Below are 15,920 nucleotides of genomic sequence, written 5' to 3'. Positions count from 1 at the left end.
CCAATTAGATATTGAATCTATCCGGTTAAAAAGCTGTCAGGTTGAGCCCGTCGAAACCGGTGCGATATTCATCCCGCCTTTGACATCCGCCTGTGGCGGAGACAGTATTCTTTCAATGTCTAATTGGTATTATTATTAGTTATTAAACAAAAATATTGGGGTAGATAGCTACATAGCGCTGTGGCACCACAATAATTTAGTAATATTAAAATTACAACAATACAAACAGATAGAGGAAGATAAAAAATAGAAACAATGAATTTTACAAACCTCCGTAATAATCATAGCCTCTTTCGTACCAGTAATCGGGTGGTCTTTCGTTACTGAAAAAGATAGTACCAATTCGTTTAAGGTGTTTTACGCCGTATTTAACAGGAATGATAAGCCGTAATGGATAACCCTGGTTCGCAGGCAATGGTTTGCCATTCATTTCGTAGCAAAGAATTGTTTGCGGATGTAAAATACTTTTACTGTCGATGCCTACATAATATTTTTTATCAGGCGTGTTCATACCCACATAGCCAAGATGTGTTTGGTTGTTAAGATTATACCTTGCAGCAAAGTCGCTGAATTTTACACCGCCCCAATGCGTAACCTGGCTCCAGCCCTCAATGCATTTAAAATCAAAAATAATTTCGGTTTTAGGTAATGCTTTTATTTCTTCTAGAGAAATTAAAACGGTATCGCCTGCGTTGCGAACTACCTGTAATTTCCATTTGGTAGCATCAAAGTCGGCACTCATACCTTCATCGCCATTCTTTCTTACTTTAACCGCTGCGGCCGAAGGGGGATAGGTTTTTGTTAGATGATTATCGCTGAAAACAGAAGAAAATATTTTTTCATTAGCATTTAAAACAGTTCGCAATGGTTTGGGTGTACCGTTATCTGCAGGTTGTTTATAAATCCATTTCCATATAGCAATGCAGGAGGCAATAAACAAAAAGAAAAATAAAAAAGAGATCAGTGTTTTATTTCTTACTCTTTGTGATGAAATTATTTGTGTATTATCATTGTCCATTTGAATTAATTTGATGAAGGGTTACTAATTTAGTGGAGTCTTCAGGAGTTTCTCCGCCAGCTAGCGGAGGCGGAGGGGACTTCCTCGTCTCAAACCCTCTTACCATTCCTGCAAAATTATTCCATCCGGCAATTATCACCTGTACAACATGCACTAAAAAGAAAAGGCAAAATAAAATAGTTAAAATAAAGTGCTCTGCTCTTGCCCATTCGTAACCACCTAATGCGGTACACAACCAATATAATTGTACTGGTTTAAAAATAGCAAGTCCGGTTAATAAAGAACCAAGCCCCATAAAAATTACGCCGGTATATGCAATACGTTGTGCAGCATTATATTTTTTTTGTGGAGGCAATCCTTTTTTTATGTGCAGGTCGTGCAGTAAAACTAACCAGGCTTCTCTTAAAGATTTTTTATTGGGAAAAATGAGTTTATACTGTTTAGAAAATAATAAATACACAACATACAATAAGCCATTAATGGCAAACAGCCACATAAAAACAAAATGTAAATTCATTCCTTCGGCCAGGCGAAAAGGAATGTTCAATGCTTTATTAAAAGAATCAGGAAAAAATTTTAAAATTGTTTTATCACCCCAGCCTAAACGGTACACATCATTGGCCCAGTAAATTAACATGCCGCTCCAGATCATTACACCCAGCACCGGAAAATTTATCCAGTGAAACCATCGTATGGCCAACGGATGTTTTTGTATAATTTTTTTCTCGGCCATTAAAGTTGGTATTTGAAATTCCGAATTTTAAATTAACTCACTAAGTTTTTACAGGGATTAGATTTTAAAATTTCAAATCCAGAATTAAAAATTCAATTATTTCTTTGGATAAAATACTAAACTGGCCGAGTTCATACAATACCTTAAGCCGGTGGGTTTTGGGCCGTCTTCAAAAACATGACCTAAATGAGCGCCACATCTATTGCAGTTTACTTCTGTGCGTTGCATACCAAAGCTATTATCGGTTACATCTTCTACATTAGCTTTTGATATGGGTTGCCAAAAACTTGGCCATCCTGTGCCGCTGTCAAATTTTGTGGCAGAACTAAATAATTCCTGATCGCAGCAAATGCATTTGTAAATACCTGTTTTATGATTATCCCAGTATTTACCGGTGTAAGCTGCTTCTGTACCTTTTTTTCGGGTAACCTGGTATTGCTCAGCAGTTAATTGTTTGCGCCACTCAGCATCCGTTTTTTTTACGGCATAAGTTTTTGTTTGGGCAGATGAACAGCCTGACAATAATATGAGTGCCGCCGCCAGTATATTTTTCATAAATTTTATTTGAAATAGATACGCAGGATGAACAATTTTAGTTTTAACAGCGCTAAACTTTTAACAAACTTTCGTGTTAACAAATTTAAACTATAAATTTATAAAGAAAAAACCTTTTACACCAATGGGAATATTAAATCAGATTGCAGAATACCTGTATTTAAAAAAGAAAGATCCCAATGCGCCACGTACGCAATGGATGAAATATATGCATGGCATTAACCGGCTTTCTCTTTTACTTTTTTTACTGGCCATGATAATACTGGCAATAAAATTACTGCGTTGAAGAAGTAAGGAAATTGTAAATACTTTTAGCAGCGTTGGCAGATGCATGTCCACCCTGGCTTAATAAATTTTTTAAAGCAGCGTAATCTTTTTTAAGCTGTTCCTGTTTTTCTTTACTGTTTAATATGGTATCCAATTCTTTTGTAAGATTTTCCACCGTAAGATCGTCCTGTATTAATTCCTTCACCACTTCTTTATCCATTATTAAATTTACTAAGCCAATATATTTTATTTTCACCAGGCGCTTTGCAATTTGGTAAGATATTGAGCTGCCCTTATAACAAATTACTTCGGGCACTGCAAATAAAGCGGTTTCTAAAGTGGCGGTACCACTTGTTACCAATGCCGCTTTTGATTGTGCTAATAAATCGTAAGTTTTATTTACTACAGCAGATACATTGCTGTACGGCACCAGTAATTCGGTGTAAAAATTTTCATCCAGTCCCGGTGCTTTGGCAACAACAAATTGATAACTGGGAAAATGTTTTGCCACTTCCAGCATGATGGGCAGTTTTTTTAAAATTTCCTGCTGGCGGCTGCCGGGTAAAAGTGCAACAATGCCGGAATTAGAAATTTGTAATTGGGAATTAGGGAAAGTTGTAGCAGTATTTTGATCCGGTAATTCCAAATTCCTAATCCCAAATTCCTCAATCACTTCCACCAGCGGGTGCCCAACATATTCCACTTCGTAATGCCATTTTTTATAAAAATCTTTTTCAAAAGGCAGGATGACAAGCATTTTATCCACGCTTTCTTTTATGCCTTTTACCCTGTTCTCTTTCCATGCCCAAACCTGCGGCGAAATATAATAGATGATTTTTATGCCCTGCTGCTTTGCCCATTTTGCAATGCGTAAATTAAAACCGGGGTAATCAATCAGTATCAATACATCAGGTTTATGCGCCAGAATATCTTTTTTGCAAAAATCGATATTGCGAAAAATTGTACGCAGGTTTTTTATCACTTCTATAAAACCCATAAACGCCAGATCCCTGTAATGCTTTACCAATGTGGCACCTGCGGCTTCCATTTTATCTCCGCCCCAGCAACGGATGCCTGCAGCAGCATCCAGTTTACGCAACTCTTTAATAAGATTGCTGCCATGTAAATCGCCACTTGCCTCACCTGCTATAATATAATACTGCATAAATAATAATTACCGGTGCAATTTACTGCATTGTTTATTTAAATATACTTTGTTTAAAAAAGATTTCGTGGTTACCTGGTATTACATGCAGCTGCATTTAAACTACTGCCTTTATTAAAGCAGCAAGTATTTTTATCTTGAGCCAAAACTATAAAAAAAAGGTAGTTTTGGCTCAAGATAATTGTATAATCTTGAGCCAAAACCGTTAAAAAAACTTACTTTTGGCTTAAGATAATTGTAAGTAATGGAAGTAAATATTATAGGCAGAGAAGAAGAAAAGCTTTTACTGGACAGTATTATAGCCAATAAAAAAGCAGATTTAGCGGCGGTATATGGCCGGCGCAGAATAGGTAAAACTTACCTTATCCGCACCTATTTAAAAAAACATATTGCACTGGAGTATTCCGGTATTCATAACGTAGAAACTGCTGTACAGTTAGGAGGTTACTGCAGAGCAGTAGCCAAACAATTGAATAATAATATTGCCCTGCCCGAAGTAACTGATTGGTTTGCTGCATTTGATTTAACAGCCCGGTTGCTGCAAAAAAAAATACGCCGCAAAAAAGTAGTTTTATTTTTAGATGAGTTTCCGTGGATGCAAACACCCAAATCAAATTTTTTGGCTGCCTTTGAACAATTTTGGAACACCTGGGCCAGTAAACAAAATAATCTCGCTGTTATACTCTGCGGCTCAGCCGCCAGCTGGATGATACAAAATGTAGTACGAAATAAAGGCGGCCTGCACAACCGCATTACACAAAAAATTGCATTGCAGCCTTTTACTTTACATGAAACAGAATTGTTTTTAAAAAGCAGGAATGTACAATTAAACCGTTATCAAATTACACAATTGTATATGGCATTTGGTGGCGTGCCGCATTATTTGGAGCAGGCAACACCCGGCTTAAGTGCTGCACAAATTATTGATAAAACCTGCTTTACTAAAAATGGTTTTTTGTACAATGAGTTTACCGATTTATATAAAGCTTTATTCGATAGTGCCGACAGGCATTTTAAAGTAATACGGGCACTGGCTGCAAAACCCATGGGGCTTAGCCGCAACGAAATTATTAAAGTATGCAAATTGCAAAGTGGCGGCAGCACTACAGCCTTGCTGGAAGAATTGGCGGCATCGGGGTTTATTACGCCTTATATACCTGTTGGTAAAAAAAGTAAAGACAGTATTTATAAATTAACTGACGAGTACTCTTTATTTTATTTAAAGTTTATGGAAGCTAATCGCAGCGGCAGTAAAGGTATATGGGTACGCCTGAGCGATACACCCACCTGGAAAAGCTGGAGTGGACTTGCTTTTGAAAGTATATGCATGAAACATATACCTGCCATAAAAAAAGTGTTGGGTATTACTGGTATTTACAGCGAAACCGCCATTTGGAAAAGCCGTGGCAACAGCAGTAAAGGTGCTGCACAAATAGATTTAGTAATCAGCAGGCGTGATAACTGCATTAACCTTTGCGAAATAAAATTTTATGAAAACCAGTTTACTATTGATAAAAAATATGCTGCTTCGCTGCAGCAAAAAAAATATATTTTTCAGCAGGAAACCAAAACCCGTAAACATCTTTTTATTACCCTCATCAGCAGTGTGGGTTTGCAGGCTAACGAACACAGTATTGGATTGATTGACCAGCAAATCACTTTAGATAATTTGTTTGTTCCTTTGCAAAAAGAAGGATAACATCCTGAGCCAAAACCCTGTTTTTTTATGAGTTTTGGCTCAGGATGTTTTGCTGCAAAATTAACAGTTGATATTGATTGTTTGAAAATATTACACTTTTACCGCTTCAATAATTACACTTTCCATTGTTACCATTTTGCCATTTAATTCAAAATCGGGCTCCTGTTTTTCTATGGCTTGTGCAATGGTAAAACCATTTTGTGCAAGCAATTGCGTTGCATCCTGTTTACTAAACATATTAAAACCGTATTTTGTAAAAGGGTAATTTATCATTTGCCGCTTTGGCCGCAGGGTAATAATAAGTTTTCCTTTGTGTTGTAACACCCTTTTTATTTCATCAAGAATTTTAATGCTGTCATCCCAAAAATAAATGGTGTTGATGGTAAATATTTTATTGAAACTTTCATCGGCAAAGGGAAGTGTAATACCATTAGTTAAAACAAATTTTGCCTGCCCGTTTTTTATCCATGTGTCATTTATTCTTTCCGCCTCGGCAATCATTACATCCGAAAAATCGGCACCGGTGTATTGTATGCTGTTATGCTGCTGCAAAATTTTGTTTATAAAAAACCCATTGCCCATACCAATTTCTAAAATGTTATCGGCTGCTGTGGCATTTACTATTGCAAGTGTATCTAAGTTGATATGTACATTACCACGGTTCATCCACTCACCGGTTTTTATTCCTTCTTCACCAGTGGGTTGGCGGAGTTGAGCGGCAAGTTGCTGAAGGGATTGTTCGTCCATGAGAAGATTGTTTGGAATTTTTTTATGAATCAGGAACTATTTTATTGGTAATCTTCTATCTTGAATTTTTTGTTAATTTGTAAGGTCTTACCATTAACCTTATTTATTGAAATAAGATTTGTGCTTAAAGCCATCCCTGTTCCTAAATCTTTTACTTCTGCTTTTATTCTAATTTTCTTTTTTGTATCAATCAATTCCTGCCTGCGATAAATCTTTATTTTTTGATAATCATTATTAGTGAAATAAACTTTAATAATAGAATCGTCATCAAGCTTTAACTCAATATATGGGCTGTATAATAAATTTTGAGCTTTCAGCGTTTCATACATTTTTAAAAACCTCAGATCATTTGAATCTAACAGTTTACGATTAACAGTATCTGCATATACCTTTACTTTTTCAATAATACTGTCCGGCTGATTATAGAAACTGCCAATTCGAAACCAGCTGTAGTACAGATCTCCTTCAATCAATTTATTATTTTGTTGATGAGATTTACAACTTGTAAATAAAATAATAACTGAAAATAGTATGGTTGATGAACGTAATGGCATATAGATTAATGCTGGAATATAAATATACGAAGCATTATACTATCTTTAAAATTGATTAATATAGTTTTAAACTATCAGTAATAAATAAAGACAATCAATCTACGCTGCAATAAAAATTCAGTAAAGAATAAAAAGTTGAAGAGTGCGACGCCACCGCAGCCAAATAGAATTAATAAAGCCCGGCTCAAAAAAATGAAAACATGATCTTCTTTATTTCCCCCTTCAGGGGATAGGGGTTTTATTTCTCAAACACCTCAATCGTTGCATTAATTCCTCTTTCGGTAATGGCATCGCATTGGGGTTTTAATATTTCGTAGCTGCCTTCTTTTACGGCGTATTTGCCTTTGGTGTGGATGATCATGCTGCATTGTTCGGCCTGCTCTTCGGTATGGCCACAAACTGCCATCAGGGTTTCTATCACCCATTCAAAAGTATTCACTTCATCATTCCAAACAATTAGCGAACTGGTTTCGTCGGATGAGGTTAATACATCGGTGTACTCCCAGCTTTTTATTTCGGTATGTGTTTTTACTGCAGCCATGCTAACACAAAAATAATATCATTTTTTTATAAAACAGCGCAATGCAACATTTAAGGCACAATAATTGTCTGAATATGCAGTTACAATACTGTACCAAAAAAATTACCAAATACAATGCTGCGGCTCACCAGGCGAAAAAAAGAAGGCACCGAACCACCTGCAAAAAAGCAGGCCGTTGTATTGCCTTTGCATACGGCCAACCGCAGCTTAGATTTTTTGGTGGAGCTGATAAAAAAAATACGCCCCGATAACCCCCGCAGAATTGAAGAAGCCGAATTAAAATTTAAAGCGGTAATGTACCAGATAGGGCAGGAGCGTATGTCTTTATTTTCTTTACGCAAAGCATTACTCACCCAGTTTTTAAAAACCAATATTGTTACCGCACTTACCGAAAGTGGTATTGTAAGCAGCCGGGGTTTTGTGCAGGAGCTGCAGGGTAAACTAAAACATAAAATATTACCGGCACTGCAAAGCCCCGATAATTTTTTATACGTTATCAATAAAATATTTTATAAAAAAAGCGATCATATTTGGGTAGAAGGTATGGACCCGGAGTTGTGGAAACAGTTTTTTGAAATGCTGGGCATACAAATTAATCTTACCGAACCGGCGCTGATAAAGCAATTACAGCAATCGCTGCAGTTATTAAGTTACCGCATTACCACGCTGGGTTTAGAAAAAGAAATGACGCACCGTTACGAAAATATTGATGATGCTATTTATCCTTTTTTAGAACAGAACCGTTTGGTGAATGACTATTTAAAAATTTACCAGGCTGGCGGTAACGCAGAGTCGCAGCGGATATTGCTGGGTAATATTACCGAGGCATTGCACAATTGCAACCAGAGCATTCAGTGGATAAGGGACCAACGTAAAACTTATGGTACCAGCCTTGCACAAACTTATATACTTACCAGGTTGCAGCAGCAAATTAACCGCCTGTTTATAATTATTGATGTGCTGGACAGTGATAACGCATTAAACACCGAACGCTTTGCTGATTATTTTAAAACTGTAGTGCATAACGAGAACAAAAAAAATTCGGTAAGAGAATTTTTAAGTGAAAACACCGGGTATTTAGCGTACCAAATTGCAGAGCATGGCGGCCGCACCGGCGAAAGATATATTACCACCACCCGAAAAGAATTTTGGAAAATGTTTTGGAGTGCTGCAGGCGGCGGTATAATTATTTCTTTTATTGGCATAATAAAAAACCTGCTGGGTAAAATGAAACTGGCTCCTTTTTGGCAGGGCTTTTTATACAGTACCAATTATTCGCTGGGGTTTATTTTAATACAGGATACCAACAGCACACTGGCTACTAAGCAGCCGGCATACACGGCAAATAATGTGGCCAGCTCTTTTGATGTAGAAAAAATTGGCGAACAGCCCGACTTACGCAACCTTGCTATAACGGTTGCAAGAGTAAGCCGTACCCAACTGGCATCTTTTGCAGGTAATTTAATGGTGGTTTTTCCGCTAACCTATTTACTGGCATTTTTATTTTTTGAAATTACCGGAACAAAAATTGCCGAAGGCGCAGCGGCACATAAATTACTGGTAGATCAGCAGCCTTTTCACAGCCTGGCATTATTGTATGCCTGCTTTACCGGCTTTTTTTTATTTGCCAGCGGTTTAATTGCAGGCTATGTAGAAAATTATGTGGTGTACGGCAAAGTTGGCGACCGCCTCCGCAGCCTGTCTTCTTTTAAAAATACTTTTAGCGAAAAAAGACGTTATAAAATTATCCATTACATCGAAAATAATTTGGGTGCACTAACGGGTAACATTGCCCTTGGTTTCTTTTTGGGTATGGCAGGTTTTTTCGGTTATATCTTTGGCATCCATTTCGATATCCGGCACATTACCATTTCTGCTGCCAACACTGCTATTGGCTTTTTTGGTATGAACAACAGTATATCCACCAAAGAACTGTGGTACACCCTTGCCGGTGTGTTTAGCATTGGCTTTTTAAATTTTGCAGTAAGCTTTAGCCTGGCATTTTTTGTAGCCGTAAAAAGCCGGGGCATCCATTTAAAAAATTACCCCGAGTTTATTGGTATTATGTGGCGCTACTTTAAAAAATATCCCCGGGATTTTATAAAAGCACCTGCGGTGCGTACGGCAAATCAATTAAAATAATTTTTTTGGGACGGGCTTTATGCCTTTGTGGAGCTGCGGTGGCGTCGCACTCTTGTACAGTTGTTCTTTATTGAAATTTTATCTAAGCGGAACCACAAACACTAAAAACTAAAATAATTGTTAATAAATCAAGTGAGAGTTTGGGGTTTATACGATTACAAAATATTTTTCGTTACACCACCAATCCTAATAAAATCTTCCTTAAAAAACACACATGAAAATAATAAAAACATTATTTAGCATTTTTTTTATTTTGTTTTATTCTTCAGCTATTTCTCAATCAGATTCTTTGTCAAATGACCAAATTGTTCTTCAGCTTAATATTGTAACATTCGAAAGTGAGAAAATTGTTACAACTGTTCACCTTAGAAATACCGCTGACAATAAGACGAGAAGTTTTAAAACTGATAATAAAGGAAAAATAAGCTGTAATGTACAAATTGGGGGAAATTACGTTATTTCGATTACCGATTCAGACGATTCCTATGAATATACTATTCCAGATTCGGACGGAGTACCATTAATTTTTAATTTCAAATACAATCTTCAGCAAAAATCCATTTCAACAGTCGTTATCAAAATTTTTAACAATGAAATTCTGAAAGATATTTTAGTTGATGCAAAAAATGACTCAAGACAAATTTTGAGAATAAAAAATGATACAGTACATTTTCTTATTTCAAAGGGGAGAAATTATCTTGTTCAGGCAGCTGGAGTTGAAATTAAAAACAATTTTATAAAATTTGATGGCACTTATAATAGCGCATTTAGTTACGTATTATACTTCAGTGACGAAAAGCATGCAGAATTAATTGCAATAGATAGTTCTCAATCTGTTCTCAATATAGTTTATAAAAATCTTTATAATAAACCCGTAAAAGGTGAAGTAATTACAATAGAAGGTAAGAAGCATGGTACTAACTATAAAATAAGGACTTCCACAAACGGTAGCAGTTTGGCAATATTGCCAGCAAACGATTATTATACTGTATCCTTAAAATATTTTCCAAATGTCTTTAATATTAATATCGAAAAGGAAAATAGCATAATTCTTGCCAATAATCTATTATTAAATTACCCCAGTCCGCTAGAATTTGAAAAGCAAAAAAAGGAAGAGGCAAAGAGGATTGCTAAACGGGATTCTTTATATAAAATATATGATAAACCTTTCGAATTAAATTATCTTGATCTTCAAAATGATTTATCTGCTCAGGCTTCCATTGACGCTGTAGAAATAGAAAAAGATTTGAATTATTTTAAGAAAAAAAATAATGTGGTTTGTGCGGTTTTAAACAGAAATAAATGGGCTTCTAAGATAATTGTAACTGATGTTACCGGAAGTATGTATCCCTATATGAAGGAAGTAGCACTATGGCATTTACTGGAAATGATGAATAAATCGAGATCTGATTATGTTTTTTTTAATGACGGGGATAATAAGCAGGACTATTTGAAAGTTATTGGTAAGACTGGAGGAGTATATACCAGTTTGAAAGGAGCACCTGATTCTGTAATTAAAACAATGCACAGAGCAATGAACAATGGAAATGGCGGGGACACTCCGGAGAATGATATTGAAGCATTATTGACGGCAACAAAATTGAAAGAACCAAATTCAGAATTACTTTTGGTTGCAGATAATTTGAGTGGCATTAAAGATATCTCTCTTATAAATGAAGTTAAATTACCCGTTAGAGTTATTCTTTGTGGTGCACAAAAAACTTGGATTCATTCTGATTATCTTGAACTTGCCTATAAAACCGGAGGCAGTATTCATACAATTGAAGAAGATTTATTCACATTGTCTAAATTGCATAATGGAGAAACTATAGTAATCGGTGGGATCTCATATAAATTTGAAGGTGGACGATTTTTTCTTATAACTTCACGATTATAAATTATATCCGGAAATATTAAAATTTTATCGATGATTTTCTTGCCCTATTTTTAGTTTGCTGTGTCATTGGTTTTTTTACACTATTCATTTTCAATCTAAACTTTGTAACCGTGAAACCCTGTTGTTTTGATATCTTTTAATTAGGGTACTGTTGCAGTTGGAATTATTTTACATTTTCTTCTCCTTATTACTGCCCCGGAATAAACTAACTAATAACCAAAACAATGGCCAAATAATTAGTAACATAATTGACTGGCATAGTAAAATCATAAGGCCGGGTATTCTTTCCGTAAATAAAATTAACGATGGAAATAATACAGCCGGGTAGAATACATAATATAATATGCCATCGCTTACAAGATTATTCGTTGACCAGTAACTGTAAACTGTTGCAAGAACTACATAAACTAAAGCAATATAGAATGCCAGTTTTTTATTCGATAACCTTCTTTTTATCACTTGCCGGTTAGTTGGTTAATAATCTCCGCCTTGTTTCGTGTCTCACGAAACATTCGCCGCAATCTTCGCTTCTGTTAGATTGTAATGCTATTTAGCAATCAAATAAACACACTGTAATTATTTGAAATTGGGTTATAAACTTGCATTGCTTTTATATTTTCTGACAAAGTACCGAAGCGAATGGTTCGTGAGACACAAACCAAGGCTGGCAAAAAACCAGGCGAATTATTTCATCAATGCTAAACCTTTTTCCAAACTGTCCTTCCACTCAGGAATACCAATACCAAAAGTATTTTTTATTAAACCATTGTCTATAACGGAATATTGTGGCCGCTTTGCAGGTGTGGGATATTGAGATGTGGGAATTGGGTTGACTATGCAGTTACTGCCGGCTAATTCTTTTATGGCTAAAGCAAACTGGTACCAGCTTATTATGCCCTGGTTGCAATAATTAAAAATAGTATTATGGGGAGTAATAGGCGAATGGGGAATAACAGCAACAGGATTTTTTTGAATGATTACCATTATTGCATGAGCTAAATCGGCTGCATAAGTAGGGCAACCCAACTGATCATTTACCACATTAATACTTTCTCTTTCCTTCATTAACCGCAACATGGTTTTTACAAAATTATTTCCATAAGAAGAATATACCCAGGATGTTCTTATAATAATTACTGATGGATTATTTTGTAAAGCCAGCTCTTCGCCTTTTAATTTTGACTGGCCGTAAATACTTATCGGGTTAGTAGCATCGGTTTCGGTATAGGGCTGTTGGGCAGTGCCGTCAAAAACATAATCGGTGGAAATATGTATGAGCTGCACATTAAATGTTTTACAAACAAAAGCCAGGTTGGCAACCGCATCCGCATTTATTGCAAAGGCTTTTTCTTTTTCAGTTTCTGCTTTATCTACTGCCGTGTAAGCCGCACAGTTTATGCAAAAATTTATTTGGTGATTGGTAAAATATTTTTTTACTACTTCGCTATCATTTACTGGTAACTCTTCTTTACCTGCAAATAAAAAATTGTATTGCGGATATTGTAAGGCCAATGCCCGAAACTCTTTTCCAAGCTGGCCATTAGCACCTGTAACTAATATTGTTTTATCGGCTGCCATTTAAAATTTTAGAAAGTAAAATTATTAATACAATTATGCAACACCGGATGCTTCAAATCTTTTTCGGAAATAATTGCTTTGTCAGCAGGTATTTGCCAGTTGATATTTAATGCGGCATCATTATACATTATGCCGCCTTCAGTTTCTTTATGATAAAACTCATCGCACTTATAAAACACTTCGGCAGTTGAGCTAATTACAGAATACCCATGTGCAAAACCCTGCGGTATCAGTAATTGTTTTTTATTGGCAGCAGAAAGTTCCAATTCAAATACTTTACCATAAGTAGGAGAGCCTTTGCGAATATCAACTGCCACATCTACAATAGCACCGCTTAAAACCCTTATTAATTTTATTTGCGCATGTGGATTTAACTGGTAATGCAAACCACGTATTACACCATAAGAGGATTGGGCCTGGTTATCCTGTACAAATTTTATTGCTACGCCTTCGGTAGAAAAAGTATTTTCATTATAACTTTCAAAAAAATAGCCACGGCTGTCTTCAAACACTTTGGGTTCAAAAACCATCAGGCCGGGGAAATCTGTTTTAACAAAAGGCATTTGTGTAATTTATAATGAATAATTTATAATGGATAATTTTTGCGTCTTATATATGGTGAAATAGCCTGATGTTATTTGAAAATAAAAAATTATACATTATCAATTATAAAATTATCCATTTTTACTTGCTGTACAATTTTTTAAAATACTGAATAGTTTCAATCAATCCATCTTCAAATTTTTTAGTGGGCTGGTAGTTCAATAATTTTTGCGCTAAGGAAATATCGGCTAAAGAATCTCTTATATCACCGGCTCTTGGTTCCCGGTACGTTGCAGCAAAATCACTATCCAGTTGTTCCTGGCATATTTTATACAATTGATTTACAGTAAATCTTTCCCCAATGGCAACATTGTAGGCTTTGTTAAATGCTTCGTTATTATCTGTAAGCATTCCTTTAATATTTATCTGCACTGCATTATCAACAAAAGTAAAATCTCTTGTTTGTTCGCCATCGCCATTTATATAAACCGGTGTACGGTTAATAATTCCTTTTACAAACAAAGGTATAACGGCAGCGTATGCCCCATCAGGATCCTGCCTTGGCCCAAAAATATTAAAATACCTGAAACCCATTATGTTTAAACCGTATGCCTGGCCAAAAACTTTTGCATATAATTCGTTGGTTCTTTTTGTAACGGCATAAGGCGATAAGGCATTGCCAATTTTGTCTTCCTGCTTGGGTAAAGTTTGCTCATCGCCATACACACTTGATGAAGAAGCGTAAACCATTTGTTTTACGCCTTTATCAACAGCTGCCTTCATAATATTTACGGTGCCGGTAATATTTACTTCGCTAAAATAAACGGGTTCTTTCATACTGCGTGGCACACTGCCCAATGCAGCCTGGTGGCTGATATAATCAATGCCATCGCATGCCTGCAAACAAATTTCTGTATTGCGGATGTCTCCATTAATAAATTCAAAAGCAGGGTATTCTTTTAAAACGGTTAAATTACTTTCAAACCCATTTACTAAGTTATCCAGCACCCTTACTTTTTTTGCACCATGCTTTAATAAATATTCTGCAATGTGGCCACCAATAAAACCTGCGCCACCCGTTACTAAAAATGTTGAGGCACTTAAATCTTGTGTATGAAAATTATCCATTATAAATTATTAATTATTCATTCCTGTTTACAGGCTCCAATACTTTCTGCTGCTTATCTTTCCCCTGTAAATGCCTTTTAAATCTGCAATCATTGCATGGGGCTTTGTGATAGAACTAAAATACGCATCATCTAATTTTTTATAATCGTTATGCGGAACAGTTACAATCACCGCATCGTAATCATTACTAAGTTGAGGTGTTAATTCAAAACCATATTCATGTTTAAGTTCTTTACTTTCTGCATGTGGGTCGGCAACATCTACATTAAGCGAAAATGATTTTAATTCTTTTACTACATCCGCTACTTTACTGTTTCTGATATCGCTTACATTTTCTTTAAAAGTGGCCCCCATTATTAAAACTTTAGCAGCTTTTATATTGCTGTTGTTTTGAATAATATGCTGCAGTATTTTTTTAGCCACATATCCTGCCATGCCATCATTAATTACACGGCCAGCTAATATTACCTGGCTCTCGTAACCCAATTCTTTTGATTTGTGGGTAAGATAATACGGATCAACACCTATGCAATGTCCTCCTACAAGCCCGGGTTGAAATTTTAAAAAATTCCATTTTGTGCCTGCCGCTTCTAAAACTTCAAACGTGTTAATATTCATTCTGTCGAAGATGATGCTGAGCTCATTCATCAATGCAATATTTAAATCACGTTGGGTATTCTCGATAATTTTTGCAGCCTCAGCCACTTTTATGGATGATGCTTTGTGCACACCTGCTGCAACTACCAGCTCATATACTTTTGCAATTGTATCCAAACTTTCGGCATCGCAACCACTCACTACTTTTACAATACTTGATAAAGTATGTTCTTTATCTCCCGGATTAATTCTTTCCGGCGAATAACCTAATTTAAAATCAGTAATATTTTTTAAGCCACTTAATTTTTCAAATATGGGTAAACAATCTTCCTCGGTACAACCGGGGTAAACTGTACTTTCAAAAATTACATAATCCCCTTTTTTTATTACTTTGCCAATGGTTTCGCTGGCTCTTTGCACCGGTATTAAATCAGGAACGTTATGTTCATCAACCGGAGTAGGTACCGCAACTATAAAAAAATTAGCTTGTCTTAGTACATCCAGATCATTTGTAAATTCAATATCGCAGCCATCAAATGCACTGCTCTCCAATTCCTGGCTGGGGTCAATTTTATTCCGCATCATTTCCACACGCTTTGCATTAATATCAAAGCCAATTACTTTTATCTTTTTTGCAAACTCCAGCGCAATGGGCAAGCCTACATAGCCTAAACCTATTACGGCTAATTTTTTTTCTTTATTTAATAACGATTGATACATTTATAATGAGTAATTAAGAATGAAAATAATGCATGA

At 35.8% G+C, this 15,920-nt stretch carries 15 protein-coding genes; 4 read left to right on the top strand and 11 right to left on the bottom strand.

The window, feature by feature from the left end; all coding sequences use genetic code 11:
* Positions 1–262: 262 nt before the first annotated feature.
* From ACY651_RS05550 to msrB, 3 genes are all read right to left on the bottom strand, one after another.
* Entirely contained in the window at positions 263–1,018 is a 756-nt protein-coding gene (locus ACY651_RS05550) for a molybdopterin-dependent oxidoreductase (protein ID WP_462250549.1), read from the bottom strand.
* Positions 1,008–1,751 carry a cytochrome b/b6 domain-containing protein gene (locus ACY651_RS05545; RefSeq protein WP_462250547.1) on the bottom strand — a complete coding sequence of 248 codons (744 nt, stop codon included), beginning with the start codon at positions 1,749–1,751 and terminating at the stop codon, positions 1,008–1,010. The genes ACY651_RS05550 and ACY651_RS05545 overlap by 11 nt, the downstream gene beginning before the upstream one ends.
* 96 nt (positions 1,752–1,847) lie before the next feature.
* Positions 1,848–2,306, bottom strand: a complete 459-nt coding sequence (gene msrB / locus ACY651_RS05540) for a peptide-methionine (R)-S-oxide reductase MsrB (protein WP_462250545.1) — start codon at positions 2,304–2,306, stop codon at positions 1,848–1,850.
* 124 nt (positions 2,307–2,430) lie between these two features.
* On the opposite strand from msrB, the gene ACY651_RS05535 reads away from it, so the two are divergent.
* Positions 2,431–2,592 (top strand): DUF6728 family protein, encoded by a 162-nt coding sequence (locus tag ACY651_RS05535; RefSeq protein ID WP_462250543.1) that lies wholly within the window; start codon positions 2,431–2,433, stop codon positions 2,590–2,592.
* Here the strand turns inward: ACY651_RS05535 and lpxB are convergent.
* Positions 2,581–3,738 (bottom strand): lipid-A-disaccharide synthase, encoded by a 1,158-nt coding sequence (gene lpxB / locus ACY651_RS05530; protein WP_462250541.1) that lies wholly within the window; start codon positions 3,736–3,738, stop codon positions 2,581–2,583. The genes ACY651_RS05535 and lpxB overlap by 12 nt on opposite strands.
* Before the next feature lie 244 nt (positions 3,739–3,982).
* Between lpxB and ACY651_RS05525 the strand changes: the two genes are divergently transcribed.
* Positions 3,983–5,437 (top strand): AAA family ATPase, encoded by a 1,455-nt coding sequence (locus tag ACY651_RS05525; protein WP_462250539.1) that lies wholly within the window; start codon positions 3,983–3,985, stop codon positions 5,435–5,437.
* Between the two features lie 90 nt (positions 5,438–5,527).
* Here the strand turns inward: ACY651_RS05525 and ACY651_RS05520 are convergent, their stop codons facing one another.
* From ACY651_RS05520 to ACY651_RS05510, 3 genes are all read right to left on the bottom strand, one after another.
* Positions 5,528–6,184, bottom strand: a complete 657-nt coding sequence (locus ACY651_RS05520) for a class I SAM-dependent methyltransferase (protein WP_462250537.1) — start codon at positions 6,182–6,184, stop codon at positions 5,528–5,530.
* Positions 6,185–6,225: 41 nt separating this feature from the next.
* Positions 6,226–6,738: a hypothetical protein gene (locus tag ACY651_RS05515; protein WP_462250535.1), complete on the bottom strand. Its 513-nt coding sequence runs from the start codon at positions 6,736–6,738 to the stop codon at positions 6,226–6,228.
* A gap of 238 nt (positions 6,739–6,976) precedes the next feature.
* Positions 6,977–7,279 carry an ATP-dependent Clp protease adaptor ClpS gene (locus tag ACY651_RS05510; protein WP_462250533.1) on the bottom strand — a complete coding sequence of 101 codons (303 nt, stop codon included), beginning with the start codon at positions 7,277–7,279 and terminating at the stop codon, positions 6,977–6,979.
* Between the two features lie 114 nt (positions 7,280–7,393).
* On the opposite strand from ACY651_RS05510, the gene ACY651_RS05505 reads away from it, so the two are divergent.
* Positions 7,394–9,421 carry a hypothetical protein gene (locus ACY651_RS05505; protein WP_462250531.1) on the top strand — a complete coding sequence of 676 codons (2,028 nt, stop codon included), beginning with the start codon at positions 7,394–7,396 and terminating at the stop codon, positions 9,419–9,421.
* Between the two features lie 214 nt (positions 9,422–9,635).
* Positions 9,636–11,318: a hypothetical protein gene (locus ACY651_RS05500; protein ID WP_462250529.1), complete on the top strand. Its 1,683-nt coding sequence runs from the start codon at positions 9,636–9,638 to the stop codon at positions 11,316–11,318.
* Positions 11,319–12,002: 684 nt separating this feature from the next.
* Here the strand turns inward: ACY651_RS05500 and rfbD are convergent.
* The 4 genes from rfbD to ACY651_RS05480 form a co-directional block, all read right to left on the bottom strand.
* Entirely contained in the window at positions 12,003–12,896 is an 894-nt protein-coding gene (rfbD, locus tag ACY651_RS05495; protein ID WP_462250527.1) for a dTDP-4-dehydrorhamnose reductase, read from the bottom strand.
* 8 nt (positions 12,897–12,904) lie between these two features.
* Positions 12,905–13,459 (bottom strand): dTDP-4-dehydrorhamnose 3,5-epimerase, encoded by a 555-nt coding sequence (gene rfbC / locus ACY651_RS05490; RefSeq protein ID WP_462250525.1) that lies wholly within the window; start codon positions 13,457–13,459, stop codon positions 12,905–12,907.
* A 121-nt stretch (positions 13,460–13,580) separates the two neighbouring features.
* The gene (locus ACY651_RS05485) at positions 13,581–14,567 is read right to left on the bottom strand and encodes an SDR family oxidoreductase (RefSeq protein ID WP_462250523.1); all 987 of its coding nucleotides are present in this window, start codon (positions 14,565–14,567) and stop codon (positions 13,581–13,583) included.
* Positions 14,568–14,594: 27 nt separating this feature from the next.
* The gene (locus ACY651_RS05480) at positions 14,595–15,884 is read right to left on the bottom strand and encodes a nucleotide sugar dehydrogenase (protein WP_462250521.1); all 1,290 of its coding nucleotides are present in this window, start codon (positions 15,882–15,884) and stop codon (positions 14,595–14,597) included.
* Positions 15,885–15,920: the final 36 nt, after the last annotated feature.

The sequence above is a fragment of the Ferruginibacter sp. genome, assembly GCF_031391665.1.
Lineage (GTDB): Bacteria > Bacteroidota > Bacteroidia > Chitinophagales > Chitinophagaceae > Ferruginibacter.
Note: the sequence above shows the minus strand (reverse complement) of the source record. Positions and strands in the feature narration are given on the sequence as shown.